Below are 24,891 nucleotides of genomic sequence, written 5' to 3' on the forward strand. Positions count from 1 at the left end.
TATACGTCACCAAGCAACAGTTTATGCGCTATTATCTATTTCCCCGGCGACCTTCGCCGTGGCGGTAACATAGAGAACTGAATTCGCACAAACTTGCCGTACGGCATGCGCTTGCCGGTCGACAATATATTACTTGACATTTCAGCAAACTAAAGACATGGAGCCTAGCTTAATACTGACATTTTATAATAATACCACTATCTATATCACAAGTCAATGACTAATCAACTATTTTTTTGCGCCCTGATAATACGATAGCCTTTGTCTTTCCCCACTTCTTCCACAACCGGAAACAAGCTTTCGAGTTTGGCTGCCGCTGAAGGTGCCCCCTGTTTCTTCTGGATTACAATCCACAGACTTCCACCCTCATTCAAATGCTCATACGCCTCTTCAAAAATACGATGCACTACCGCTTTGCCGGCACGTATAGGAGGATTCGTAAGTATGACATCATACTTTTGTCCCTTTACTGCAGACAACACATCGCTTTCCATAACCGTAACATTGCGGATTCCATTATGCTGGGCATTCTCGCGAGCCAGCTCGACCGCACGGCTGTTAATATCAATCATCGTAACATGGCCGCCCGGAGCCAGAAACGCTGCACTAATGCCAATCGGTCCGTACCCGCAGCCTACGTCAAGCACTGCAGATCCATCCGGAATGTCCATAGCCTCAATTAGAACACGGCTGCCATGGTCAATATCCCCTTTGGAAAAAACACCGGCGTCACTGGTAAACCGCAGGGTTTTCCCTCTCAGAACCGTGCTTAGGGTACGTCTGTCATGACGCGCTTCCGGCTGCTGCGAGTAATAATGCTGCGACATAAGATCCTCCTTTCATTTTGTTCTTCCTATTGTATACAGCAACCCCCTTGAACAAGTTCAAGGGGGTTGCAAGAACCGGAAGGAGAAGATTCTCCCCGGGGCATTACCTTATTGAAGCGAATTACTTCACTTCTACAGCTGCGCCTGCTTCTTCCAATTTCGCTTTGGTAGCATCGGCTTCTTCTTTGCTTACTTTTTCTTTGATTGGTTTTGGAGCGTTGTCTACGAGGTCTTTAGCTTCTTTCAAGCCCAGGCCTGTGATTTCGCGAACGATTTTGATAACGTTGATTTTGGAAGCGCCAGCGCCTGTCAAAATTACGTCAAACTCGGATTGTTCTTCTGCTACTGCTGCTACTGCGCCGCCAGCTGCTACTGGAGCTGCTGCAGTTACGCCGAATTCTTCTTCGATTGCTTTAACCAGGTCGTTCAGTTCCAATACGCTCATGCCTTTAATTTCTTCCAAAATTGTTTCTTTGCTCATGATTGAACCTCCATTTTATATTTAAATTTATTTGTGGTATTGATTATGATGCTAGAGACAAAGGCTTACGCGCTTTGTTCTTCTTTCTCAGCGACTGCTTTAACTGCAAGCGCGAAGTTGCGCACTGGAGCTTGAAGCACGCTAAGCAGCATGGACAGCAAACCATCGCGGGATGGAAGCTCAGCCAGTGCTTTCAGTTGGTCAGCGTCGATAACTTTACCTTCTACAACGCCGCCCTTCAGTTTCAGAGCGTCGTTCTTCTTAGCGAAGTCATTCAAAATCTTGGCTGCTACTACCGCATCAGTTTCACTGAATGCTACTGCTGTAGGACCAGTCAGAACTGCGTCCAACTCAGTCAAATCAGACGCCGCAGTTGCACGACGCACCAAAGAGTTCTTCAGGACTTGAAAATCAACGCCAGCTTCACGAAGCTGCTTACGCAGTTCGGTCACTTGCGAAACGTTCAATCCACGGTAGTCCGCAACAACAGTGGAAACACTGTTCTGCAGTTTGCTTGTTACAACATCAACCGCTTCCTGTTTAGCTTGGATTACTTTTGCATTTGCCATTTGTATACACCTCCTGAAAATTTATGTGACGACGATTCTTCCGGAAAATTCTCGTCGTTCCTACGCAGGCATTAGAAAAGCCTCCGCAGATTCACGAAGGCTTGATAAAACGTAAGTTACACAGGCATGTACCCGGCACTTCTTGTTTCTATCACAACACCTCGGTAGGAAATTAAGCCCTACGGCACCTACTGTCTACGGTAAGCATATTCAAGTTGAAGAATGATCACCTTAAAGTTCACAACTGTTATAGATTATCAAAGATGACTCTAGGAGTCAACCCCTATTATCTGTAAGAAGTTGTATTTACACGAGCGCTTGGTCCCATAGTAGACGAAATAGCAATGTTCTTCAGGTAAACACCTTTAGCAGCAGCCGGTTTCGCACGGTTCAGAGCGTCGATCAGGGATTTAAGGTTTTCGTTCAATTGTTCAGCACTAAAGGACACTTTGCCGATAGGCGCGTGAATTTGACCGGCTTTATCAAGACGGTATTCGATTTTACCGGCTTTGATTTCTTGCACAGCCTTGGTAACGTCGAAAGTAACTGTGCCAGCTTTAGGGTTAGGCATGAGGCCTTTACCACCGAGCAGACGACCCAGTTTACCAACTTCACTCATCATATCAGGTGTAGCTACGCAGACATCAAATTCAAACCAGCCCTGTTGGATCTTGTTGATCATATCCTGATCGCCTACAAAATCCGCGCCAGCAGCTTCTGCCTCTTTCGCTTTTTCACCTTTTGCAAATACAAGCACGCGTTGTGTTTTGCCTGTGCCGTGAGGCAGGACAACAACACCACGAACAGCTTGGTCTTGTTTACGCGGGTCTACACCCAGACGAACTGCTGCTTCAACGGTTTCGTCGAATTTGGCAGTTGCCGCCTTTTTCACAAGCTCTACAGCTTCTGAAGGCTCGTAAGTTGCTTCGCTGTCGATCAGCTTAGCAGATTCCATGTATTTCTTACCATGTTTAGCCATGAAAATGTTCCTCCTTTGTGGTGTTAGCGGAAATTCCTCCCACATATTGCGGTCATGAATGACCGGTGCATCGAATACATATTAGTCTTCGATTGTGATACCCATACTGCGGGCAGTACCTTCAACCATACGCATTGCAGCTTCGATAGATGCAGCGTTCAGGTCGGGCATTTTTGTTTCAGCGATTTCACGAACCGCTGCGCGGCCGAGCTTCGCTACTTTTTTCTTGTTTGGTTCACCGGATCCTTTTTCTACTTTAGCAGCGATGCGAAGCAGAACGGCAGCCGGAGGAGTTTTAGTGATGAAGGTAAACGAACGGTCTTCAAATACTGTAATCTCAACCGGGATGATCAGGCCAGCCTGGTCGGCAGTACGAGCGTTGAATTCCTTACAGAATGCCATGATGTTGACACCTGCTTGACCTAACGCCGGACCTACTGGAGGCGCTGGATTCGCTTTCCCTGCAGGAATCTGCAGTTTCACCATTTTAATAACTTTTTTAGCCATGAGTGACACCTCCTTGCGTAAATAGTGGTATTCGAACGCTTAAAGCGTTCTCCCACAAGAAACCCTTGACACTGTTATATTTTCTCCACTTGAGTGAAATCCAACTCCAGCGGGGTTTCCCGTCCAAACATGTTAACATGCACTTTGATCTTGCTCTTGTCAGCCAAAATCTCTTCCACGGAGCCCACAAAATTCGCAAAGGGACCAACCATAATACGTACGGATTCCTTAATTTCGAAATCAATCTTCGCTTTAGGTTCAACCATGCCCATATGCTTCAGAATTTGTTCAACTTCTTCCGGAAGCAGAGCGGTAGGTTTGGATCCGGAACCTGTCGAACCGACAAATCCGGTAACGCCCGGCGTATTGCGGACAACATACCAAGAATCATCAGTCTGAACCATTTCGACCAAAACATAACCAGGGTAAACTTTACGCATGACAGTTTTTTTCTTGCCATCCTTGTTTACCAGTTCTTCTTCCATAGGAACAAGAACACGGAATATTTTGTCTTCCATGCCCATGGACTCAACGCGTTTTTCCAAATTGGCCTTAACCTTATTCTCATACCCGGAATAGGTATGAACAACATACCATCTTTTTTCCATACAAGCCACCTGGGACCTCTCTAAATAATCGTTTCGATCAGAGCGGAAATACCGATGTCCAGAACCCAGAAGTAAAGCGCCATAACTACAATTGTACCGAGAACGATCAATGAATAGTTTTTCAACTCTTTACGGCTAGGCCAGCGAACTTTTTTGAGCTCGCTCCAGCTCTCAGTGAAAAAGGAAAACAATGACTTGAAACTACGTTTCACGCCGACTACACCTCCAAAGACTATCTGGTTTCGCGATGAGGAGTTTGCTCGTTACAGAACTTGCAAAATTTCTTCATCTCCAAGCGGTCGGGGTGATTTCGCTTGTTTTTGGTTGTCGCATAGTTTCTTTGTTTGCAACTTGTACAAGCCAAAGTGATAATTACCCGCATGATATGCACCTCCCGAAGACGTACTTCTAACCTTATAATTAGAAGACGCAAATATTGATCCTAAAAAAAACCCGCGAATTTAGGCCTACCTAAAACACTTTAGCATAATTTCAAGCTCTGTGTCAACGAAAGAATTCCCCATCGCACTGGGTAATTTCGGGTAATGTAGCCGTGTTCCATTCATTGTCTTGTTCTTGTCTTTCCCAGCTGTTCGCTGCCTTGTGTAAGGTCGTCATGAATGACTGCACGGACGGAATTCCTCGATAGAACATCGATAGGCACTATTCTTACCATTATGGAGCAATCCGACTGTGAATAAACCTCTTTAGCAACGGCAATCAACTAAAATCCTGTCTTTTCCATCAAAACTTGCATAAACACTAAAAAAAGACTCGATGACCGAGCCTTTCCTGTCCATTATATCATTAATTGTCACGCACTTCCAGATATCTTTCCAATTTACGTTTCACTCGCTGCAAAGCATTGTCGATCGACTTCACATGCCGCTTCAAATCTTCCGCAATCTCCTGATAGGATCTGCCGTCCAGATACAGCATCAGAACTTTGCGTTCGAGATCACTGAGGATCTCCGCCATCTTATCCTCCAGGCCGATAAATTCCTCCTGGTTAATAATCAGTTCTTCCGGATCCAGCACCTGGGTTCCGCAAATGACATCCATCAGCGTCCGGTCGGAATCTTCATCGTATATAGGCTTGTCCAAAGAGACATACGAATTAAGCGGTATATGCTTCTGGCGGGTAGCCGTCTTAATGGCAGTTATAATCTGACGGGTAATACAGAGTTCGGCAAAGGCCTTAAACGAAGACAGCTTATCGCCCTTGAAGTCACGAATTGCCTTATAAAGGCCAATCATGCCTTCCTGTACGATATCTTCACGATCCGCTCCAATCAGAAAATAAGAACGGGCCTTGGCACGTACGAAATTACGGTACTTGTTAATCAAGTGCTCCAATGCGCCACTGTCGCCACCACGGAAGATCTCGACAATTTCTTCATCACTTATGAAATCATACTCAGACAGCATTAATTCCTTGAGGTCGACACTCACCAAGAATCCCCCCGGCTGCAACGCAAGACACATCGTCACTTCTCGAAATATAGGATCAGTATATATTATGTTACCTTACACCGTCAACCGCATTTGTCCAAAAACAATCCTTTATAACAATTTTTGGTATTTAATCAAAGGATTATGGGTTTCCGGATGCATTCATTGCCGCCGCCAATCCTCTAGGCGTTTCCGCATCTCGGGTGGAAGTTTCTCTTCCAGGGAATGGCGCTGGGAGCTGATACCCTGCGGATCGATAGCTTTCTTAACCTGCTTTTGATTTTCTTCGATCTCCAGCCGCAGTTCTCTGGCAGAAATCCGCAACGCGCCTTGCGCAAAGATTACATGCTGCTCCACAAAATCGCTGGTTGCCACATAAATCTGCCGGCGGCGGTGAGCGAATTCTCCAACCAGCCGCTCAATGCACTCGTCCGCGGTTTCTTTTTCCTTAGTGAAAAAGACCTGTACCTTCCCCTGCACAAAGGAACGGCCAAGTCCCGGAACACGGTAAGCATCGAATACGGCAATGACGCGCCGCCCGGTGAATGCCTGATAATCGGCCAGCATATCCAGCAGCCGGTCGCGTGCTCCCTGCATGCCTGTCTCCGACAGTGCCGAAAGTTCCGGCCAGCCGCCGATCATGTTGTATCCATCCACAAGCAGCACATCGCGCCAGTCTGCCATAGCTATCCCTGTACTTGCCGGCGCCGCAATACCTCATACATAATGACGCCGGCCGCAACTGAGGCATTCAAAGAGTTGATCTTACCGGCCATTGGCAGCTTCAGCAATACATCGCATTTTTCACGGATCAAGCGGCCCATTCCCTTGTTCTCATTGCCAATAACAACAGCTACCGGACCGGTGAAAATATCCGATTCATACAGGTTCTGATCCGTTGCAACATCTGTTCCGACCACCCAGACGCCCAGCTCCTTAAGCCGGTCTATAGTCTGGCCAAGATTGGTGACCCGTGCTACGGGAACATATTCTACAGCTCCGGCTGAGGTTTTGGACACGGTGGCCGTAATTTGCGCAGAGCGCCGTTTGGGCACAATCACCCCGTGTACGCCGGTGCAGTCAGCTGTCCGTAGAATGGAGCCCAAATTATGGGGATCTTCAATCTCATCCAACAGGATAAGAAAAGGCGGTTCTCCTTTGGCCTCGGCCGCAGCCAGAATATCGGCAACTTCCGCATAAGCGAACGGTGCAGCCTGAGCCACCACTCCCTGATGCTGCACTCCGGGTGCAAGCTGGTCCAGCTTCCGTTTATCTACATGCTGGATCACAATTCCCGCTTTGCGCGCTTCAGCGACGATCGGTGCGGTTAAATGCTTTTGCGCTGTTTCGGCGATCCAAATCTTGTTCAGTGTACGGCCGGCACGAAGCGCTTCAAGCACCGAATGCTTACCGGCCAGTATTTCTTCTTCTGTCTTTATTTCTTCTTCCATGTTCATGCCTCCTGTTCTATAAGTTTTATGGCCTCACTTGGGCCGGTTCATCATGTACTCTATACTGCTGTGGACGAGTTCTTGTATTCTCTCCTGCTGCCCTGTGTAATACAGGTGCCCGATCAGGCATTCAAAAGCGGTGGCATGGCGGTATTCCAGCACATCCGCATTTTTGGGGATCGTCCCTGACTTAGCGTTCCGTCCTTGCCGGGCGACATCCTTCTCCTCATCCGTGAGCATCGGGTCGAGAAAGGCAAGAATGGTGCTTTGCGCCTTAGCCGAGACCAGTCCGGTTGCCGTGCGGTGCAAGTGATTCGGACGCAGATTCGGCAGCGAGATCAGATATTGGCGGACAGCCACTTCATAAATCGCGTCTCCCGCATAAGCGAGCACGATTGGCGAGAGCTGCCGGACCGGCTTGGAGGGTTCGTACGGGAACCAAGCGTTGTTCACCTTGAACTCCCCGCTCATTTACGACGCCACCGCATTCCTTGTGGAGTGTCTTCAAGCAGGATGCCCAAACGGTTCAACTCGTCGCGGATTTCGTCGGACCGTCCCCAGTTCTTATTCTTGCGCGCTTCTGCCCGCTCTGCGATCAGCCGCTCCACATCTTCACTTGCGACCTCTTCTTCAAGCTCGGGAGCAAGGCGCAGAACCGCATTCATCTCCGCAAAAGCCTTCAGCAGCGCCGCAAAATCCGCGGATTTCGCCTCGTTGTTCGCAAGCGTAAGATTCGCAAGGCTTACCCAGTCGAATACAGCAGTGATCGCATCCGGGGTATTGAAATCATCCTGCATTTTAGCATGGAAAGTCTCCAGTATATTCGTCAGGCGGGCCGCGGTCTCTGCGCTCGCTGCTTCCCCAGCCCCTTCAGGGGCAAGTTCCAGACGATGCTTCACATTACTCTCTGCCAGCGCGATCCGCTCGGCGCTTTTCTCGGCAGACAGCAGCGCTTCTTCCGAAAAGTTCAGCGGATTGCGGTAATGGGTGGAGAGCATGAAATAGCGGATCGTTCCGGCTTTGAAACGCTGGCGGATATCCTTGACCAGCAGCCCGTTGCCGAGCGATTTCGACATTTTCTCGTCTCCGATGTTGAGAAATCCGTTGTGCATCCAATAGTTCGACAGCGGCTTGCCGGTCAGCACTTCCGTTTGTGCGCATTCGCATTCATGATGCGGGAACTGTAGATCCTGCCCCCCGCCATGGATATCAATAGTATCGCCCAAATATTCGCGGACCATGGCCGAGCACTCGATATGCCAGCCGGGACGTCCATTCCCCCAAGGGCTGTGCCAATGGATTTCCCCCGGTTTGGCCGCTTTCCACAGCACAAAATCCTCGGGTTTCTCCTTGCGCGAATCTACTTCCACACGAATCCCGAATTGCAGTTCCTCGAGATTCTGGCGGGACAGCTTGCCGTAATCGGCAAATTTGCCCGTGCGGTAATACACATCGCCGCCGTTCTCATAAGCATAACCTTTGTCTTCAAGCTCCTTGATGAGCTCAATGATCAGATCCATACTTTGTGTAACCCGCGGATTCATCGTTGCCGGCTTTACACCAAGACCGGCAAGATCTTCACCGTAGGCAGCGATAAAAATTTCAGCGACTTCAGCTACTGTAGTATTCATTTCCTCCGCTTTGCGGATCAGCTTGTCATCGACATCGGTGAAATTGGTAATATATCGCACCTCATTGCCGATTGCCTCTAAATAATTGCGGACCGTATCAAAAACGATAACAGGTCTGGCATTTCCGATATGCATATAGCCGTAGACGGTTGGTCCGCATACGTACATTTTTACCTCGCCTGACTTCAGAGGCACAAACTTCTCCTTGCTGCGACTCATTGTGTTGTAGATTTGCAAAGCCATGCTGTTCCCAATCCTTTCTGATGTTCCGGCATTCACTGGAATACCGGGATGCTTAAATTTCATAGTCCCCTATATATTGCTGGCTCTCCAGCCGCCGCTGCTCGGCTTTCTGCTTATCCTCGTTCCCTAGCTGTTCCCGGATCTCCTCAATCTCCTTCTGCAGGAAACGCAGGGAATCTACCAGCGGATCCGGCATCTTGGTATGATCGAGACGATCGGATACCCGTTCCCCGTTGCGCTTGACTACTCGGCCGGGATTGCCTACCACAGTGCTGTTATTGGGCACTTCACGCAGTACGACTGCGTTGGAGCCGATATTGGAATTATCGCCGATCCGGAACGATCCCAGTACTTTCGCACCGGAACCAATTACAACATTATTGCCGACAGTAGGATGGCGTTTCCCTTTTTCTTTACCGGTTCCCCCAAGCGTAACCCCTTGATAGATAATAACATCATCACCGATTTCACAAGTTTCGCCAATGACTATCCCCATGCCATGGTCGATAAACAACCGATTCCCGATACGGGCGCCGGGATGAATTTCGACACCGGTCATAAACCTGCTGATCTGTGAAACGATGCGCGCCAGCGTAAACCAGCGCCGTTTGTAAAAAGAGTGGGCCATCCGATGACCCCAAATGGCGTGAAGTCCGGCATAAGTGAAGACAACCTCGAATCTGCTGCGGGCTGCGGGATCGTTGTCGAATACTGCCCGAATGTCCGACTTGATATGCTTAAACATCACGGTTCCCCTCTTCTTGGCTTCCCCGCCTCCTGTTTACAGGTACGCATAAGGAAGGTATTGGCGCAGCCCACTATCTCTCTACACGTTTGCCGCGGGCTTAGGCTTGGTCAGAAATCCATCTTTATGTCTAAAGAATCTGCTCTCCTATTTCAACAAAAAACGCCTCTGCAGCTTAAAGCTGCAGAGGCGTGTAACCGCGGTTCCACTCTGCTTGGATGATTGCATATTCCCCAGCCCAGCATAACGGCCTCTGGATGCAACATCCCTCTTGCGTCGTTAACGGCAACGTTCCCGGCACAGTCTAACGTCCCTCAAGGGAACGCTCAACCCTACAGCTCACAGGCGCATGTTCAGCGGCGGACAAATGAATAACTTCCAGCCTCTTAAGGAAGTTCCTTACGAGGTTATTCTCTCTGGCAATTGTCCTTATGCGCGTACTTTTCCTGATCACAGCTATTACAATATTCTTCTATCTTAGCGAAAAGATAAGGGACTGACAAGAGGTTTCCCCCCAGGCCATCAAAGCTTAGGCCCCTTTGATTTGTGATTTCAAACGTTCAATGACACGGTTCCGGCCCAGCAGGGCAATCGTCACATTCAGATCACGGCCATGCGTCTGACCCGTCAAAGCGACACGGATTGGCATAAACAGCGCTTTTCCTTTGTGGCCCGTCTCTTTCTGCACTTCTTTAATCAGAACAGCCATATTGCTGGCAGTGAAATCTTCAGCACCTTCCACCTTGGCCAGAAAAGCGGAGAGAACTTCAGAAACCTGGCTCTCAGCCAGAATCTGAGCCGCTTCCGTTTCGAGCTCCACATGGCTGCGGAAGAACATTTCGGACAGCCCGACAATATCCGATGCAGCCGTCAGCTGCTCCTGATACAGTGCAACAAGTGTTTCCGCCCAGGTCTGCTGTTCATCATTAAGCTGAGCCGGCAGTCTTCCCGCCTTTTGCAGATGAGGAATGGCCAGTGCTGCAATCCGCTTCGGATCCGCATGCTTAATGTAGTGATTGTTCAAATGAGCCAGCTTGTTCGTGTCGAACACAGCGGGACTCTTGGACAGGCGCTCAGCGGTAAAGATCGAGATTAGCTCTTCTTTATTAAAGATTTCCTCTTCACCTTCCGGAGACCAGCCAAGCAAGGAGATGAAGTTAAAGAGCGCTTCCGGCAGATAGCCGAGCTGGTCATACTGCTCGATGAATTGAATAATGGATTCATTCCGTTTGCTCAGCTTCTTGTGGTCATCACCGACAATCAGCGTCATATGACCAAAGAGCGGCGGTTCCCAGCCAAGTGATTCGTAAATCATCAGCTGACGCGGCGTATTGGAGATGTGGTCTTCCCCGCGCAGCACGTGGGAGATTTCCATCAGATGATCATCTATCGCTACAGCAAAGTTATAGGTCGGAATTCCGTCCTTCTTCACGATTACAAAATCGCCCATTTCTTTAGTAGTAAAAGAAATGCTGCCTTTTACGATGTCCTCAAAGGTATATGTGCGATCTTCCGGCACCCGGAAGCGGATGCTGGCAATACGTCCTTCCGCTTCAAACGCGAGGCGTTGTTCCTCTGTCAAATCGCGGTGCTTGCCCGAATACCGCGGAGTTTCGCCGCGGGCCGTCTGTTCCTCACGTTCCGCTTCCAGCTCCTCTTCGGTGCAATAGCAGCGGTAAGCCAGACCGCGGTCCAGCAAATCCTGCCAGTAGATACGATACAAATCAAGGCGTTCGGTCTGGCGGTAAGGGCCGTATTCTCCGCCAACGTCGACACTCTCGTCCCAGTCTACTCCCAGCCATTTCAAATATTTCAGCTGGCTTTCTTCCCCGCCGGCGACATTGCGCTTTACATCCGTATCTTCGATCCGGATAATGAATTTCCCGCCCAGATTACGGGCAAATAAATAGTTAAACAGTGCTGTTCTGGCATTTCCGATATGTAAATGTCCCGTAGGGCTCGGTGCGTAACGCACCCGGACTTGATCCGCCATAGTATTCCCTCCGCTTCATAATGGTTAAAATTAGGTCACTTGCAGCCATCTCAAGATGATATCACATCTTGGAGCAGGCAGACAATAGATTGTGCCGCAATTCCTTCGCCGCGTCCGGCAAAACCGAGCTGTTCGGTAGTGGTCGCTTTTACATTCACTTTCGAGGTTTCCGCTCCCAGCGCGCGGGCAATGATCTCAGTCATCTGCGGGATGTACGGAGCCATCTTTGGCTTCTGGGCAATAATGGTTGAGTCGATATTGCCGAGCTTATATCCACGCTCGCGGGCAAGACTCCATACCTGCTCCAGCAGCTTCAGGCTGTCCGCATCCTTGAAGGCCGGATCGGTGTCAGGAAAATGCCTGCCGATATCGCCAAGCCCAAGCGCCCCCAGAATAGCATCACTTACCGCGTGCAGCAGCACATCCGCATCGGAGTGCCCCAGCAGCCCTTTTTCATAAGGAATGGTGACTCCGCCAATAATACACGGTCTTCCCTCTACCAGCTGGTGTACATCAAAACCTTGTCCTACAGCTATCATGCTTAACCCTCTCCCCTGTTTCTTTCTGTAAATTCGGCAAAATCGAGGTCTTCCGGCGTTGTGATCTTTATGTTCCTGTAGCTTCCCTCCACCACAGATACCGGAATCCCGCTGCGCTCGGCCAGGCTGGAGTCATCGGTGCCAATGAATCCTTCCCGCTCCGCCGCGGCATACGCCTCAAGCAAATCAGACAGACGAAAAGTCTGCGGGGTCTGAATCGCCCACAGACTTCGCCGATCCGGCGTAGACAGCACCTTGCCATCACCGTCCACCTGCTTGATCGTATCCTTTACCGGCACTGCAAGTACGGACGCGCCGACCGCTCTGGCCCGTTCGTAGCAAGCATCAATCTCACTCTCCTGCACGAATGGACGTACACCGTCATGCACCATGACCCAGTTGGTGTCTAGCTGCTTTAGCCCCAAATGTACGGAGTGCTGACGTTCGGAGCCTCCGGGAACGACAGCCTTCACTTTATCCAGCTTATAGGCCTCTACCCATTCCCGGCAGCGTTCTATGTCCTCCTGGCCAGTGACCAGCACAATTTCAGAGATAAGCTCATGCTGCTGGAACACCTCCAGCGTATGCACGATAATGGGTTTGCCTTGAAGCAGCAAATATTGCTTGCTCTCGGCAGTCCCCATCCGTGTTCCTCTGCCTGCCGCCACAATCACGGCGCCCACACTGTTCGACATTCTTTTTGCTCCTGTCTTTCACGTATATCCCCATCATAACGTGTTTGGCGGTCATTTCCAACCCAAAAGACATTTTGCGATATGGCTTCTTGCTTATTGCGCTTTTTCCAGCAGCTTCGGTTTGGCAAAAATCATTCTGCCGGCTGAGGTCTGCAGCACGCTTGTAACCAAAACCTCCATTGTCGTGCCGATGTACTCGCGTCCGCCTTCAACGACAATCATTGTCCCATCATCGAGATAGGCTACCCCTTGTCCATGCTCCTTGCCGTCTTTAATGACCTGTACGATAATCTCCTCTCCCGGCAGAACAACCGGTTTTACCGCATTTGCCAGATCGTTGATATTAAGTACGGAAACCCCCTGCAGCTCACAGACCTTATTGAGATTGAAATCATTGGTTACCACCTTGCCCCGCAGCACTTTGGCGAGCTTGACCAGCTTGCTGTCCACCTCGGAGATCTCTTCGAAATCGCCTTCGTAGATCAGTACCTTCACATCCAGTTCTTTCTGGATCTTATTGAGAATATCTAGACCGCGCCGGCCGCGGTTGCGTTTCAGCAGATCGGAAGAATCGGCGATATGCTGAAGCTCTTCCAAAACAAACTCAGGGATGACAATCGTCCCCTCGATAAATCCCGTTTTGCAGATGTCGGCAATCCGCCCGTCAATAATGACGCTGGTATCGAGAATTTTATGCTCCTCCAGTCCGCGGCCCTCCGGTTCAGCCGACTGCCCCCAGCGCCCGGTTGTCCAAAGCGAGGCCAACTCCTCTTTCTTCTCCAGACCGATACGCAGCCCCATATAACCCAGAGCTAACGTGGCAACCACCTGCACCAGCTCACCTGCCTTCCCCAGCCAGTCCATGGCCGGATGGAGCAGCAGGGTCAACAGCAGCCCTCCCGTAAGTCCTGCGGCACCTGCGGCCAATTCATTCATCGGAATTCGCGAGCAGTACAGCACCGCCTCACGCAGCTTTGAACCTGCCCACTCCGCGCATAAAGTCCCCGCAAACAAAAAAATAATGGCACCCAGCACCGTAAATAAAATGCTTCCTTCCACAGGCAGATTTTCCCCCAGCTTTCCCATTCCCTCAGGGAACCCTTTTTCTGCCGTATGGTATAGCGAAAAACCGGACCAGGCTCCGCATAACCCGGCAAGCGTCAACATCACTTTTTTCCACATAACCTTAAGCACCTCCTTTTATTCATCCTAAAATGATCTATACCTCACCAGTATGTTCCAATTTTCAGGACGGTAATCGGGGGTTGCTTATTTTTTCTCATACTTTTACCTTACCGCTTCTGTAAAGACTCCCAGGAACTCCTATTCCCGTTGAAAACAGGGGGGGCCTGGCATATAATGAACTCAATTACGAACCCAGGGGTGAATGAAATATGAGCGCACCAGGTTTACAGGCCTTTCAGGATCAAGTCTCCGAACTGCTGCTCCGTCACCGTAGTCTTCTGGATGTAATGTCCAAGAATGGGCAGAGCAGCGCATCCGTCAACCGTGCCGTTGTCAAGGCCATTACCGAATGCGGCTGTATTCAGCTGCATGCCACCAAACAGGTGTTCGAGCCCGCTTTGGGACTTGAACAAGCCAAGGAACTCGCAGGAACTCATCTTGAGGGCCATCTGTGCGAGAACTGCCGTGAAGTTGTCGCTTCCGAGCTGGGGCGGGAATTGTTCTATATGTCCGCACTGTGCAATCTGCTTGACATCAATATGGACGAGGTTGTGGTGAAGGAATCGCAGAAATGCGCTACGCTCGGTTTATTCAACCTATCCTAATCATGACTGCAGACGCTCTTGTATGCTTTCTTCATACGTTCAACCGAAAAAGGCTTTGCCGTCCACTGAGGTCAGGGAGGGCAAAGCCTTTTTCGGTATATATAAAGGAATGATTATCTAGAGGAATAACTTACAGGCTACCCGTTCTTGGAGTGATAGATCTTGTCTTCCGATCGTCTTCTGCGGCGGTGACGGCGACGTGCCGTGAGCCGGTCAATATTATGCTTAAATCCGTACAAAGCATACAGCGCGAGCAGTCCAAAGATCATCTTGGCAATCTGCTCCGGGAACACAACTGCTACTGCTACCGCCACAATAATCACTAACGGCGCACCAACGACCGCTTTTTTGGGCAGTCCGATCTTCTTGAAGTTAGGGTATTTGACTGTGCTGACCATCAGATAAGATAAGAGTAAAGTGGCAACAATCATGAATGGAGCGGAAACATCCTTATGAAAAAGGGCCAGTGTGGCGAGCACGCCACCTGCAGCAGGAATAGGCAAACCGACAAAATATCCGGGGATTCCCGGGCGGACATTAAAACGGGCCAACCGCAGCGCCCCGAATACCGGGAATATTGCTGTTACAGTCCAGCCGAGCGCAGAACTCAAATCCTGCAGGCTTGTAAGATACATAATTAGCGCAGGTGCCACACCAAAGGATACGACATCGGATAGGGAATCCAGCTCCTTGCCAAATTCACTCTCGCAGCCCAGCGCCCGCGCTACACGGCCATCTAGTCCGTCAAGCAGCATAGCGATAATCACCATGATAGCGGCCATGCTAAGCTTGCCGTCAAACGCCATCATGATACCAAACATTCCAAGCATCAGGTTACCAATGGTAAAAAGACTCGGAATTGATTTTTGTATCATTTCTTCACCTCTATTTTATTACTTTGAGCCTAACTTCTTCAATATTACGTGATTGTATGTTATTTACATTTGCCTGTCAATAAGAACTTGTTTCTGCAGGCGTTTAAGTCCGTCCTGGATATTTCGTGCCCGAACCTCTCCGATTCCATCCACCTCATCGAGTTCCGCGATGCTCGCAGTCATCAGATTCGGCAGCATTTCGAAGCGCTCCACCAGATTGTGGATGATCACATTCGGCAGGCGTGGAATCTTATTAAGCAGCCGGTACCCGCGCGGAGTAACGACTTCCTCGGAGGCAATCGCTGTAGAGGAATAACCAAGCAGACGGGCAATATGATTGTCATCCATCAGCTCATCGTCGCTGGAACGTTTGAGTCCGGCAATAATTTCGCGGATTTTGTCCTCCTGTTCCTCTCTTGCATAGTCTCTGTACAGAAGCCATGCTTCTTCCTCTGTATTTCCGACCAGTTCTTCCATCTGCATGCTGATCAAGCGCCCTTCGTTGCCGAGTTCGTTGATATAGCGCTTGATTTCCATTTTAATGCGCAGTACCATCTCCACCCGCTGGATCACCCCGACAACTTCAGCCACGGTAACGAGGCCTTCATATTCAGAAGCGGAAAGGTTCGTTAAGCCCTGGGTAAGTACTGCTTTGTACTTCTCCAGGGTTTGTATGGCCTGGTTGGCCTTGGCCAGAATTGCCCCAATCTCCTTAAGTGCATAACGGATGGAACCTTGATACAAGGTAATGATGTTGCGCCGCTGGGAAATGGATACCACCAGCTTGCCCGTCTGCTTGGCGACACGCTCTGCAGTGCGGTGGCGGATCCCTGTCTCAATGGATGAGATGGAGGAATCGGGAATGAGCTGCGTATTTGCGTACAGTATCCGTTTCAAATCCTCGCTCAGAATAATGGCTCCGTCCATTTTAGCTAATTCATATAAATAATTGGGTGAAAAATCGCAGTTAATGGAGAATCCCCCATCGACAACTTCCATCACCTCCGGGCTGTATCCGACAACAATCAAAGCTCCCGTCTTTGCACGCAGCACATTCTCCAGACCTTCCCGGAAGGGAGTTCCGGGCGCCGCCATCCTCAGCAGATCATTCATATTATCTAATTGATTATATTCTTTCATCTTCCTATGCCCCCTAATCTAACGCGACCGACAGTGCATCTGCTACGGTACTGACGCCAATAATCTGGATATCCTGCGGATGTTTCCAGCCTTTCATGCTCTTCTCTGGCATAATCACTCTCCGGAAGCCAAGCTTAGACGCTTCCTTCACCCGCGTTTCCGCGCGTGAGACCCCCCTGACCTCACCGGTGAGACCGACTTCACCAAAGAAGACATCATAAGGCTTGGTTGATATATCGCGGAAGCTGGAAGCAATGCTGATGGCTACAGCCAAATCTACTGCCGGTTCATCCAGCTTTACCCCACCGGCAACGTTCAGATAAGCATCCTGGTTCTGCAGGAACATCCCCATCCGCTTCTCCAGCACCGCAATAATAAGCGCCATCCGCTGGTGGTCCATACCTGTGCACATCCGGCGGGGGGAAGGGAAATGAGTTGCAGCGACAAGTGCCTGAAGCTCAACAAGCACAGGTCTGGTTCCTTCCATACTAGCCACTACTGCTGAACCCGCTACACCTAGCGGACGTTCGGACAAGAACAGCTCGGAGGGATTCTCCACTTCTGTAAGCCCGATCTCCCCCATCTCAAAGATACCGATCTCATTGGTTGAACCGAAGCGGTTTTTGACTGCCCGCAGCAACCGGTACGTATGATGCCGCTCTCCTTCAAAATAGAGCACGCAATCCACCATATGCTCCAGCATTCGGGGCCCGGCAATCGCGCCTTCCTTGGTGACATGACCAACAAGTACTGTTGCGATCCCGCGGATTTTGGCGATACGCATAAATCTTGTCGTACATTCCCGAACCTGTGTCACGCTGCCAGGTGCACTGGTTACTTCCGGCATGAATACCGTCTGGATGGAGTCAATGACGAGGAACTGAGGTTTGATCTGTTCAATGGCTTCCTCGATGCTTTCCATATTCGTCTCGCACAGTACATACAGCTCTGCCGACAACGCCCCGAGGCGATCGGCACGGAGTTTCGTCTGCCGAACCGATTCTTCTCCCGAGATGTACAGTACGCGTAACCCTTGAGTAGTCAATGCATGCGAGGTCTGCAGCAGCAGAGTTGATTTCCCGATGCCGGGGTCGCCTCCGACCAGCACCAGTGAACCCGGCACAATACCTCCGCCGAGAACCCGGTTAAGCTCACCGATGCCTGTCAATATACGGGGCTCTTTGTCACTTTCTATATTTATGATCGATTGCGCCTTTTCTTTACTCTGAATAATAGGTGCATTCATTCCTTGTGTTTTGACTACACTTTCGGTCTCCTCAACCATGGAGTTCCATGCCTGGCAGCCCGGGCATTTGCCGAACCACTTCGGCGATTCGTAGCCGCATTCGGTGCAGAAAAATTTAGTTTTTGGTTTAGCCATGTGTACTCCTTACCGTCCGAACTGCTTAAATTGCGGATAATTTTCTCTTATTCAAAGTTTACCATTTCTGCACCTTGAACGAAAGGTCAGTTCAGAGCTACTTTTGAGGAGTATCTCATTAACTTTCCTGAAATTCGGGTGAATTATCACCAAAAGGGTCTGCACAGCAACAAAAAGCCCCCGCCCCTCTATACGGAGGAGCGGGAGCTATGTTTCACAGATGGATATTATTTCTCAGTTTCCACTTCTTTTTCCAGGGAAGCTGCTGGCGGCTCAACGGTAGTTACGACAAGCTCACCGTTCACCTCATCGATCTTGAGGGAATCGCCTTTTTTGATGTTGCCCTTCAGCAGTTCTTCGGACAGCCGGTCCTCAATATGCTTCTGGATCGCCCGGCGAAGCGGTCGTGCGCCGAAGGCTGGATCATAGCCCTCTTTGGCCAGGAAGGCTTTGCCTCCCTCTGTCAGCTCAAAGTCGACATCGTACTCACGCAGCCGCTTGCGCAGCTCATCGGACATCAGCGTAACAATTTCTGCGATATGCTTTTCTTCCAGGGAGTGGAAGACAATGATCTCATCGATCCGGTTCAGGAACTCGGGACGGAAGCTCTTCTTCAGCTCATCCATAACCTTGCCCTTCATATTGGTGTAGTCTGCTCCCGCATCCTGCACCGCTGTGAAGCCCAGCGTCGAATTCTTCTTGATCGCCTGCGCCCCTACATTGGAGGTAAGAATGATCAGAGTGTTGCGGAAATCGACCACGCGGCCTTTGGAATCGGTCAGACGGCCGTCTTCCAGCACCTGCAGCAGGATGTTGAATACTTCCGGATGGGCCTTCTCAATTTCGTCCAGCAGTACTACTGAATATGGTTTACGGCGTACCTTCTCGGTTAGTTGTCCGCCTTCTTCATAACCCACATAACCTGGAGGCGCTCCTACCAGACGGGAAGTGGAGTGTTTCTCCATGTACTCCGACATATCAATCCGGACCACCGCATTCTCATCACCGAACATGGCTTCCGCAAGCGCCCGTGCCAGCTCGGTTTTACCAACCCCGGTAGGACCGAGGAAGATGAAGGAGCCCATAGGACGTTTAGGATCCTTAAGTCCTGCACGTGCCCGGCGGAGGGCCCGGCTGACTGCCTTGACGGCTTCGTCCTGGCCGATTACCCGTTCATGCAGGATAGACTCCATATTAAGCAGACGGTCGGTTTCCTCTTCCTTCAGCTTGCTGACCGGTATACCGGTCCAGCTGGCTACCACTTGAGCGATATCCTCCGGTGTAACCTGTGAGTCAGTGCGGCCTTGCTTCTCTTTCCACTGGTTCTTGGTCGTGTCCAGTTCCTCGCGGATCTTTTGCTCCGTATCCCGCAGTGCGGCAGCCTTCTCGAATTCCTGGCTCTGCACGGCTGAATCCTTCTCCTTGCGGATATCATCCAGACGCATTTCCAGTTCCTTCAGATTTGGCGGAATCGTATAAGAATTCAATCTTACCTTGGAGCCAGCTTCATCAATCAGGTCAATTGCTTTGTCCGGAAGAAACCGGTCAGGAATGTAACGGTCGGACAGTTTTACAGCCTCTACGATGGCTTCATCCGTGATCTTCACCCGGTGATGGGCTTCGTAACGGTCACGTAGTCCGTAAAGAATTTGTACAGCTTCCTCAGGAGAAGGCTGATCCACCGTAATAGGCTGGAAGCGGCGTTCCAAGGCTGCATCTTTCTCAATATATTTGCGGTATTCATCCAGCGTTGTGGCACCGATGCATTGCAGCTCTCCACGGGCCAGAGCCGGCTTCAGGATGTTGGAGGCGTCAATAGCACCTTCCGCACCGCCTGCACCGATCAGGGTGTGCAGCTCATCAATGAAGAGCACGATGTTTCCTGCCTGGCGAATCTCATCCATAATCTTCTTAAGGCGGTCTTCAAACTCACCGCGGTATTTGGTTCCGGCTACTACAGAACCCATATCCAGAGTCATTACGCGTTTGTCACGCAACGTTTCCGGAATTTCATTATTGATGATCTTTTGGGCCAGACCTTCGGCAATGGCTGTTTTACCAACCCCAGGCTCACCGATCAGCACCGGATTGTTCTTCGTCCGGCGGCTCAGCACCTGAATGACACGTTCAATTTCCTTACTGCGGCCGATAACCGGATCCAGGTTGCCATCCTTGGCATAGGCGGTAAGGTCACGGGCCAGGCCATCCAGCGTTGGTGTGCTGACATTAGCAGGCGCACCGCTGTGGCTGGAAGTAGCTTCGCTGCTGCCAAGCAGTTGCAGCACTTGCTGGCGGGCCTTGTTAAGGCTGATCCCCAGGTTGTTGAGTACACGGGCAGCTACACCCTCGCCTTCACGGATAAGCCCGAGCAGGATATGCTCAGTGCCGACGTAAGTGTGTCCCAGCTTGCGGGCTTCGTCCATCGACAGCTCAATAACTTTTTTGGCACGAGGAGTATACGCGATGTTTGTTGGCTGCTCCTGTCCTCTGCCGATCAGTGTTTCCACTTCATCCTGAATTTTCTCAAGACCCAGACCAAGTCCGATTAGAGCTTTCGCGGCTATGCCGTCTCCTTCACGAATCAGTCCGAGCAAAATATGTTCTGTCCCAATGTTGTTGTGTCCCAAACGAACAGCTTCTTCTTGCGCCAGCGCCAGCACTTTTTGTGCGCGTTCCGTAAATCTTCCAAACATCATATCTCCTGCACCTCCACGAATAATAAATATCTATAATTAATGTTGTGATCCCAGTGTTTCCCGGAGCAGCTTTGCCCGGTACATATCACGTTCAGTGGCCGTGAGCTCATCGCCGAACAGCTTTTGCAAAAATCCGGGCTGTGTCTTGACATTCAGCTCATTCAACACTGAAATCGAAGGCCCTTCCAGTATCCCCAAATCGACTCCAAGCCGCAAATCGGATAACCGCTGGGCCGACTCTTTAAGCTCCATCACTGCCGCATAGGACAAAATGCCGTAAGAGCGTTTAATCCGGTCGGTAATCCGCAGTGCAGAATCAACCAGCAGGCGTTCACGGGCGTTCCGTTCATGCTCTATAATCTGGGTGACCACACTGTGAAGATTCTCAATGATCTCACTTTCGGTCTGTCCCAGCGTAATCTGGTTGGATATCTGAAAGATGTTCCCTACTGCTTCGCTGCCCTCGCCATAAATTCCTCTTACGGTTAGGCCCACCTGATTTACAGCGGATAGAATCCGGTTGATCTGATGGGTCATAACCAGTGCCGGTAAATGCAGCATTACCGAGGCTCTTAGCCCGGTTCCTACATTGGTGGGGCAACTCGTTAAGTACCCTCTTCTATCATCAAAGGCATAATTGACAGAAGCCTCAAAAATATCGTCGATGGCCGTTGCCCTTACCCAAGCCTCTTTAACCTGCAGGCCGGGAAACAGACATTGAATCCGGAGGTGGTCTTCCTCATTGATCATGATGCTGACCGACTCATCCTCGTTCAGAATGACCGCTCCACCCCGTGAATCATTGGCTAGATTTGGACTGATCAGATGTTTCTCCACCAGCACTTTTTTATCCAGCTCATCCAGCTCATCCAGCTTCAGCAGTTGAAAGGTACCAAAGTCCGCTGCAGCTTCTCCCTGAAACACGGGTGCCAGCTGCTCCAGCGCCTCTTCCGCCTGCTCGGCAGATGCCAGCAAAGGAAAAGGCAGGTGCTCCAGATTGCGGGCGATACGCATACGGCTGCTGATTACAATCTCGGAATGGCTGCCACCGCAGCGCATCCAGTCACTAAGCGCTTGTTCGGTAAACCGGAGACTTGACATGCCGCATCCCCCCTATATATGAAAGACTTTACTCTTGTGCCATTTCTTTTTCAAGTCGGCGGATCTGATCCCGCAGCTCGGCTGCAGTTTCGAACTCCTCTTGCATAATGCTTTGCTGCAATTCCAATTTCAGTTCATCAATTTGCCGTTTGCACATAATTTGTGCCCCTGCACGTTTCGGCAGCTTGCCTACATGAGCGGTACTGCCGTGCACTCTTCGGAACAGCGGATCCAGCGTGCTGTCAAAATATTTATAGCAGGAGCTGCAGCCGAACCGTCCAAGTTTGCTGAACTGGGAATACGTCATGCCGCAATTCTCGCATTTCAGTCCCTGTGCATTTTGGGTTGCCGCGGATTTCTCCTTGCCGGAACCTTCCAGATCCAGTAAACCGGAGAGCAGGCTGTGAATGGAGAACCCGCCCGCGGTTCCGGGAATTAACTCCCCCTTCTCCCGCGCACAGCTTTCACAAATATGAAATTCCGTCTTCTCTCCACTCACAATTTTGGTGAAATGAAGGGTAGCCGGTTTGACGCCGCATTCCTGGCAAAGCATAAGCGGTGTCCCCCTTACCATTCGTATTATTTACCAAGCAAAGAAATCAGCATGGCTTTCATAATCTTGGCACGAATCTCATCCCGGTAGGGCAGATTAATCGTCAGACAATCCCGGGAAACAGCGGCGCGCATGAGACACGCTTCACGCTTGGTTAAGAACAGGGCCTCCTCAAGCTGGTAGATCAGCCCTTCGGCGGAATTCTGGTCAATATCATTGCCTATCGTGGATTTGAGATGTGCGTAAAGTGCCACATTCTGAGGAAGCTCAAAGCGCTGAATCCGGATGTAACCTCCGCCTCCACGTTTGCTCTCGACCACATAGCCCTTCTCCAAAGTAAAGCGCGTACTGATGACATAATTAATCTGCGACGGTACACAGGAGAACTGGTCCGCCAGATCATTACGCTGAATTTCCACCGTACCTTCGGGACTTTCATGCAAAATATTCTTCAGATATTGTTCGATAATATCGGAGATATTACGCATCACTCATCCTCCAGTGTTCAAAGCGTTAGGTTAATTCTTGCTGTACATCCGTCCGGCGGTGATCTCTTAAGACCTTAACCTAAGCACCTAAAGGCGAATCGGACACAATGTCCTGCCTTTCAGACTTTACAACTTAGGAGAGACTGCTTTCGGGATGCGTTGACTTTGACTTTCTTTGACTTTTTCATATTATAACATATTCTCACTGAATTCCAAGTGGTTAGTCTTATTTTTTACTTATTGCCGCCATTGTATTCGGAATAACCCTTGGATCAACATGCATTTTAGTATGAAAAATAAAAAGCTCTCCCTGCTTCATTCAGCGCGAAAGAGCTGCTTACGATCAGAAAAAATCAAACAGTGCGGTCCGTGCCTGCGGCATAATCCCTTTCAGCCACTCCACGGCTTCTAGACTGCCGGTTAACTGCCCACAGCGGTGCAATTCTTCCGGACGTTTGTATCCAAGCAGCAGCACCGTCAATGTTCCAATACCGCAGCGCAAATCCGCCTGCTCTCCTGCACCCTCTACTTGTATTAAAGATGCCTCACCTTGCTGATTGACCTTCCACTCCCACAGCCCGTTGTTCCATGAGGCATGCTCATCCTCAATATACAACGTGCGCTTTTGCAGCTCATTCTGTTCCTTAAAGGTGAGTCCTTCCACAAAGGCTTTGGCATTAACAATACGCGCCATAAAATAAGGATAATTCTCCTGCGGAATACGGGGATCCGGAAGCAAAAACGGCAGCATATCATCTGCTGGTACCAGCTTTAATTTCGCAGCGGTGACCATCGAATCATGGTTGGCGAGAAAAGTCCACAATCCCCGGCGGGCTTCTTCGTCCATAAAAATGAATTCATCAATAACCAGTTCTTTGTTCTCTATTTTATAGAGCACATAACCTCCCGGTTCACCCGCTGCAGAATAAAACACACAATGATGTGTATCCTCATCCACTACGCTGTTCTCCCACCATTCACGATCACGCAGCAGCGTACCGTTATACCCGGAAGCAAAGCGCCCGTATAACTGCTCCATTACTTCAATATTTGCTTTATCGCGCTCTACACGCCCCTCCATTTCGGCCTTCCGCGGAAACTTGCCCACCGGTATCGTGTACTTCTTATATTCACAGTAGATCTCCCACCCGAACCTGCGGTAAAAAGGAATCAAGAAGGGATGCAGGAAGGACAACGTATGACCTGATTCGTTCATTGTTTGCAGCGTGTGGGACAAAAGCTTAGCCACAAGTCCCTGTCTGCGGTTCTCCGGCCATGTCGCCACTCCGGCAATCCCACCCATGGAGACGGCTTTGCCTTGCACATACACCTGAAGAGGCAGCAGCGTCAGCTTCGCACTTAGCTCCCCTTCCTCAAAGATGCCCCAGACTCTTTCCGGCTTAAACTTCTGTTTGGATTTTACTCTGTCGTCACCGTTAAGTTTGAATTGAAAAGCGTACTCGGACAAGCCAAGGCTTGCCTCAAAATCCTCTAGCCGCAATTGCCTGATCTCCAATACCTTCACCTCATTATCAAATAGAATAGTGCTTATCAAGAGTATATCAAGTCCAGAAAAGGTACGCGAATCTGCTAAGAGAGATTATAAAGAATCCAATGGTTATCCAATGGTTATCCAATGGTTATCCAATGGTTATCCAATGGTTATCCACAGCTTATACACAGCAGCACAAAGAACCGGAAAGAATATCTTTCCGGCAAAAAATAGTTATCCACGATTCTACAGTCTCTATCCACAAATTCCACATATTATCCACAAAACCCGTGTATTACTTGGATTTTCTCTTGACGAATCCCCAACAATATGTCTTTCATCCACATCATTCAGGGATAGTTCCCTATCAAATAATGTATCCACATGTGTGTAAGTTTTCTGCGTTTGCTGAAAATTATCCACAACATTTCCACAGCCCTGCACAAACACAAAAAAGCCACTGTCAATGAATCAACAATGGCTTTGTGTGCTTGGCGGCGTCCTACTCTCCCAGGACCCTTCGGTCCAAGTACCATCGGCGCTGGAGGGCTTAACGGTCGTGTTCGGGATGGGTACGCGTGGAACCCCTCCGCTATCGCCACCAAACGGGCATTTACAGCGTAAATGCTTCAGGAACCTTGATTCCTGAAAACTG

27 protein-coding genes, 1 rRNA gene and 1 other annotated feature are annotated in these 24,891 nt (G+C 49.9%); of the genes, 1 reads left to right on the plus strand and 27 read right to left on the minus strand.

The features are described from left to right. Nucleotides 1-224 precede the first annotated feature (224 nt). The 18 genes from NSS79_RS30790 to NSS79_RS30875 all read right to left on the minus strand — a co-directional run bounded on the left by NSS79_RS30790 (nucleotide 225) and on the right by NSS79_RS30875 (nucleotide 13,902). Nucleotides 225-827 (minus strand): class I SAM-dependent methyltransferase, encoded by a 603-nt coding sequence (locus NSS79_RS30790; protein WP_342437341.1) that lies wholly within the window; start codon nucleotides 825-827, stop codon nucleotides 225-227. Nucleotides 828-948: 121 nt separating this feature from the next. Beyond that, the gene (rplL, locus tag NSS79_RS30795) at nucleotides 949-1,308 is read right to left on the minus strand and encodes a 50S ribosomal protein L7/L12 (protein ID WP_038597106.1); all 360 of its coding nucleotides are present in this window, start codon (nucleotides 1,306-1,308) and stop codon (nucleotides 949-951) included. Nucleotides 1,309-1,373: 65 nt separating this feature from the next. Next, nucleotides 1,374-1,877 (minus strand): 50S ribosomal protein L10, encoded by a 504-nt coding sequence (gene rplJ / locus NSS79_RS30800; protein ID WP_038597109.1) that lies wholly within the window; start codon nucleotides 1,875-1,877, stop codon nucleotides 1,374-1,376. A gap of 64 nt (nucleotides 1,878-1,941) precedes the next feature. After that, nucleotides 1,942-2,096 (minus strand) — a sequence feature (ribosomal protein L10 leader region). A gap of 67 nt (nucleotides 2,097-2,163) precedes the next feature. Then, nucleotides 2,164-2,856: a 50S ribosomal protein L1 gene (gene rplA / locus NSS79_RS30805; RefSeq protein ID WP_342437342.1), complete on the minus strand. Its 693-nt coding sequence runs from the start codon at nucleotides 2,854-2,856 to the stop codon at nucleotides 2,164-2,166. An 81-nt stretch (nucleotides 2,857-2,937) separates the two neighbouring features. Beyond that, on the minus strand, nucleotides 2,938-3,363 hold the full coding sequence (gene rplK / locus NSS79_RS30810; RefSeq protein ID WP_020427083.1) for a 50S ribosomal protein L11: 426 nt from the start codon (nucleotides 3,361-3,363) through the stop codon (nucleotides 2,938-2,940). A gap of 74 nt (nucleotides 3,364-3,437) precedes the next feature. Continuing rightward, on the minus strand, nucleotides 3,438-3,971 hold the full coding sequence (nusG, locus tag NSS79_RS30815; protein WP_020427084.1) for a transcription termination/antitermination protein NusG: 534 nt from the start codon (nucleotides 3,969-3,971) through the stop codon (nucleotides 3,438-3,440). A gap of 20 nt (nucleotides 3,972-3,991) precedes the next feature. Beyond that, nucleotides 3,992-4,183: a preprotein translocase subunit SecE gene (gene secE / locus NSS79_RS30820; RefSeq protein ID WP_038597114.1), complete on the minus strand. Its 192-nt coding sequence runs from the start codon at nucleotides 4,181-4,183 to the stop codon at nucleotides 3,992-3,994. A 20-nt stretch (nucleotides 4,184-4,203) separates the two neighbouring features. After that, on the minus strand, nucleotides 4,204-4,353 hold the full coding sequence (rpmG, locus tag NSS79_RS30825) for a 50S ribosomal protein L33 (RefSeq protein WP_074086515.1): 150 nt from the start codon (nucleotides 4,351-4,353) through the stop codon (nucleotides 4,204-4,206). A gap of 425 nt (nucleotides 4,354-4,778) precedes the next feature. After that, nucleotides 4,779-5,423: an RNA polymerase sporulation sigma factor SigH gene (gene sigH / locus NSS79_RS30830; protein ID WP_020427086.1), complete on the minus strand. Its 645-nt coding sequence runs from the start codon at nucleotides 5,421-5,423 to the stop codon at nucleotides 4,779-4,781. A 162-nt stretch (nucleotides 5,424-5,585) separates the two neighbouring features. Beyond that, nucleotides 5,586-6,107, minus strand: a complete 522-nt coding sequence (locus tag NSS79_RS30835; RefSeq protein ID WP_038597117.1) for an NYN domain-containing protein — start codon at nucleotides 6,105-6,107, stop codon at nucleotides 5,586-5,588. 2 nt (nucleotides 6,108-6,109) lie between these two features. Further along, a complete protein-coding gene (rlmB, locus tag NSS79_RS30840; RefSeq protein WP_038597120.1) occupies nucleotides 6,110-6,874 on the minus strand; it encodes a 23S rRNA (guanosine(2251)-2'-O)-methyltransferase RlmB in 765 nt (254 codons plus the stop codon). Nucleotides 6,875-6,907: 33 nt separating this feature from the next. Further along, a complete protein-coding gene (locus tag NSS79_RS30845) occupies nucleotides 6,908-7,345 on the minus strand; it encodes a Mini-ribonuclease 3 (protein WP_342437343.1) in 438 nt (145 codons plus the stop codon). Further along, complete coding sequence (gene cysS / locus NSS79_RS30850) at nucleotides 7,342-8,748, minus strand: cysteine--tRNA ligase (RefSeq protein WP_342437344.1); 1,407 nt, start codon at nucleotides 8,746-8,748, stop codon at nucleotides 7,342-7,344. The genes NSS79_RS30845 and cysS overlap by 4 nt, the downstream gene beginning before the upstream one ends. A gap of 52 nt (nucleotides 8,749-8,800) precedes the next feature. Next, nucleotides 8,801-9,493 (minus strand): serine O-acetyltransferase, encoded by a 693-nt coding sequence (gene cysE / locus NSS79_RS30855; protein ID WP_342437345.1) that lies wholly within the window; start codon nucleotides 9,491-9,493, stop codon nucleotides 8,801-8,803. Nucleotides 9,494-10,022: 529 nt separating this feature from the next. Further along, nucleotides 10,023-11,486, minus strand: a complete 1,464-nt coding sequence (gene gltX, locus NSS79_RS30860; protein WP_038597127.1) for a glutamate--tRNA ligase — start codon at nucleotides 11,484-11,486, stop codon at nucleotides 10,023-10,025. Nucleotides 11,487-11,536: 50 nt separating this feature from the next. Next, a complete protein-coding gene (gene ispF, locus NSS79_RS30865; RefSeq protein WP_038597129.1) occupies nucleotides 11,537-12,025 on the minus strand; it encodes a 2-C-methyl-D-erythritol 2,4-cyclodiphosphate synthase in 489 nt (162 codons plus the stop codon). 2 nt (nucleotides 12,026-12,027) lie between these two features. Then, nucleotides 12,028-12,720, minus strand: a complete 693-nt coding sequence (gene ispD, locus NSS79_RS30870; RefSeq protein WP_342437346.1) for a 2-C-methyl-D-erythritol 4-phosphate cytidylyltransferase — start codon at nucleotides 12,718-12,720, stop codon at nucleotides 12,028-12,030. Between the two features lie 93 nt (nucleotides 12,721-12,813). Beyond that, nucleotides 12,814-13,902 (minus strand): PIN/TRAM domain-containing protein, encoded by a 1,089-nt coding sequence (locus NSS79_RS30875; protein ID WP_342437347.1) that lies wholly within the window; start codon nucleotides 13,900-13,902, stop codon nucleotides 12,814-12,816. 212 nt (nucleotides 13,903-14,114) lie between these two features. Here NSS79_RS30875 and NSS79_RS30880 point away from each other — a divergent pair, with 212 nt between their 5' ends. Continuing rightward, a complete protein-coding gene (locus NSS79_RS30880; RefSeq protein ID WP_342437348.1) occupies nucleotides 14,115-14,510 on the plus strand; it encodes a DUF1573 domain-containing protein in 396 nt (131 codons plus the stop codon). 137 nt (nucleotides 14,511-14,647) lie between these two features. Here NSS79_RS30880 and pssA read toward each other — a convergent pair whose 3' ends face one another. From pssA to rrf, 9 genes are all read right to left on the minus strand, one after another. Next, entirely contained in the window at nucleotides 14,648-15,385 is a 738-nt protein-coding gene (gene pssA, locus NSS79_RS30885) for a CDP-diacylglycerol--serine O-phosphatidyltransferase (RefSeq protein ID WP_038597137.1), read from the minus strand. 63 nt (nucleotides 15,386-15,448) lie between these two features. Next, a complete protein-coding gene (gene disA, locus NSS79_RS30890) occupies nucleotides 15,449-16,525 on the minus strand; it encodes a DNA integrity scanning diadenylate cyclase DisA (RefSeq protein WP_342437349.1) in 1,077 nt (358 codons plus the stop codon). A gap of 13 nt (nucleotides 16,526-16,538) precedes the next feature. Beyond that, on the minus strand, nucleotides 16,539-17,906 hold the full coding sequence (gene radA, locus NSS79_RS30895) for a DNA repair protein RadA (protein WP_342437350.1): 1,368 nt from the start codon (nucleotides 17,904-17,906) through the stop codon (nucleotides 16,539-16,541). Nucleotides 17,907-18,133: 227 nt separating this feature from the next. Next, a complete protein-coding gene (clpC, locus tag NSS79_RS30900; RefSeq protein ID WP_038597145.1) occupies nucleotides 18,134-20,602 on the minus strand; it encodes an ATP-dependent protease ATP-binding subunit ClpC in 2,469 nt (822 codons plus the stop codon). A 36-nt stretch (nucleotides 20,603-20,638) separates the two neighbouring features. Further along, on the minus strand, nucleotides 20,639-21,703 hold the full coding sequence (locus NSS79_RS30905; RefSeq protein WP_038597147.1) for a protein arginine kinase: 1,065 nt from the start codon (nucleotides 21,701-21,703) through the stop codon (nucleotides 20,639-20,641). 28 nt (nucleotides 21,704-21,731) lie between these two features. After that, nucleotides 21,732-22,256, minus strand: coding sequence for a UvrB/UvrC motif-containing protein (locus NSS79_RS30910; RefSeq protein WP_076112967.1), 525 nt, complete (start codon nucleotides 22,254-22,256; stop codon nucleotides 21,732-21,734). Between the two features lie 26 nt (nucleotides 22,257-22,282). Further along, nucleotides 22,283-22,744 (minus strand): CtsR family transcriptional regulator, encoded by a 462-nt coding sequence (locus NSS79_RS30915; protein WP_038597151.1) that lies wholly within the window; start codon nucleotides 22,742-22,744, stop codon nucleotides 22,283-22,285. A gap of 343 nt (nucleotides 22,745-23,087) precedes the next feature. Next, on the minus strand, nucleotides 23,088-24,260 hold the full coding sequence (locus NSS79_RS30920) for a GNAT family N-acetyltransferase (protein ID WP_342437351.1): 1,173 nt from the start codon (nucleotides 24,258-24,260) through the stop codon (nucleotides 23,088-23,090). A 465-nt stretch (nucleotides 24,261-24,725) separates the two neighbouring features. Continuing rightward, a 5S ribosomal RNA gene (rrf, locus tag NSS79_RS30925) occupies nucleotides 24,726-24,842 on the minus strand. Nucleotides 24,843-24,891 lie beyond the last annotated feature (49 nt).

This window comes from Paenibacillus sp. FSL L8-0436 (assembly GCF_038593025.1).
Lineage (GTDB): Bacteria > Bacillota > Bacilli > Paenibacillales > Paenibacillaceae > Paenibacillus_AQ.

Excerpts from the sequence above, each read along its gene's own strand:
- NSS79_RS30790 (WP_342437341.1), bottom strand. The coding sequence starts at position 827 with ATGTCGCAGCATTATTACTCGCAGCAGCCGGAAGCGCGTCATGACAGA.
- rplL (WP_038597106.1), bottom strand. The coding sequence starts at position 1,308 with ATGAGCAAAGAAACAATTTTGGAAGAAATTAAAGGCATGAGCGTATTG.
- rplJ (WP_038597109.1), bottom strand. The coding sequence starts at position 1,877 with ATGGCAAATGCAAAAGTAATCCAAGCTAAACAGGAAGCGGTTGATGTT.
- rplA (WP_342437342.1), bottom strand. The coding sequence starts at position 2,856 with ATGGCTAAACATGGTAAGAAATACATGGAATCTGCTAAGCTGATCGAC.
- rplK (WP_020427083.1), bottom strand. The coding sequence starts at position 3,363 with ATGGCTAAAAAAGTTATTAAAATGGTGAAACTGCAGATTCCTGCAGGG.
- nusG (WP_020427084.1), bottom strand. The coding sequence starts at position 3,971 with ATGGAAAAAAGATGGTATGTTGTTCATACCTATTCCGGGTATGAGAAT.
- rpmG (WP_074086515.1), bottom strand. The coding sequence starts at position 4,353 with ATGCGGGTAATTATCACTTTGGCTTGTACAAGTTGCAAACAAAGAAAC.
- NSS79_RS30835 (WP_038597117.1), bottom strand. The coding sequence starts at position 6,107 with ATGGCAGACTGGCGCGATGTGCTGCTTGTGGATGGATACAACATGATC.
- rlmB (WP_038597120.1), bottom strand. The coding sequence starts at position 6,874 with ATGGAAGAAGAAATAAAGACAGAAGAAGAAATACTGGCCGGTAAGCAT.
- NSS79_RS30845 (WP_342437343.1), bottom strand. The coding sequence starts at position 7,345 with ATGAGCGGGGAGTTCAAGGTGAACAACGCTTGGTTCCCGTACGAACCC.
- cysS (WP_342437344.1), bottom strand. The coding sequence starts at position 8,748 with ATGGCTTTGCAAATCTACAACACAATGAGTCGCAGCAAGGAGAAGTTT.
- cysE (WP_342437345.1), bottom strand. The coding sequence starts at position 9,493 with ATGTTTAAGCATATCAAGTCGGACATTCGGGCAGTATTCGACAACGAT.
- gltX (WP_038597127.1), bottom strand. The coding sequence starts at position 11,486 with ATGGCGGATCAAGTCCGGGTGCGTTACGCACCGAGCCCTACGGGACAT.
- ispF (WP_038597129.1), bottom strand. The coding sequence starts at position 12,025 with ATGATAGCTGTAGGACAAGGTTTTGATGTACACCAGCTGGTAGAGGGA.
- ispD (WP_342437346.1), bottom strand. The coding sequence starts at position 12,720 with ATGTCGAACAGTGTGGGCGCCGTGATTGTGGCGGCAGGCAGAGGAACA.
- NSS79_RS30875 (WP_342437347.1), bottom strand. The coding sequence starts at position 13,902 with ATGTGGAAAAAAGTGATGTTGACGCTTGCCGGGTTATGCGGAGCCTGG.
- NSS79_RS30880 (WP_342437348.1), top strand. The coding sequence starts at position 14,115 with ATGAGCGCACCAGGTTTACAGGCCTTTCAGGATCAAGTCTCCGAACTG.
- pssA (WP_038597137.1), bottom strand. The coding sequence starts at position 15,385 with ATGATACAAAAATCAATTCCGAGTCTTTTTACCATTGGTAACCTGATG.
- disA (WP_342437349.1), bottom strand. The coding sequence starts at position 16,525 with ATGAAAGAATATAATCAATTAGATAATATGAATGATCTGCTGAGGATG.
- radA (WP_342437350.1), bottom strand. The coding sequence starts at position 17,906 with ATGGCTAAACCAAAAACTAAATTTTTCTGCACCGAATGCGGCTACGAA.
- clpC (WP_038597145.1), bottom strand. The coding sequence starts at position 20,602 with ATGATGTTTGGAAGATTTACGGAACGCGCACAAAAAGTGCTGGCGCTG.
- NSS79_RS30905 (WP_038597147.1), bottom strand. The coding sequence starts at position 21,703 with ATGTCAAGTCTCCGGTTTACCGAACAAGCGCTTAGTGACTGGATGCGC.
- NSS79_RS30910 (WP_076112967.1), bottom strand. The coding sequence starts at position 22,256 with ATGCTTTGCCAGGAATGCGGCGTCAAACCGGCTACCCTTCATTTCACC.
- NSS79_RS30915 (WP_038597151.1), bottom strand. The coding sequence starts at position 22,744 with ATGCGTAATATCTCCGATATTATCGAACAATATCTGAAGAATATTTTG.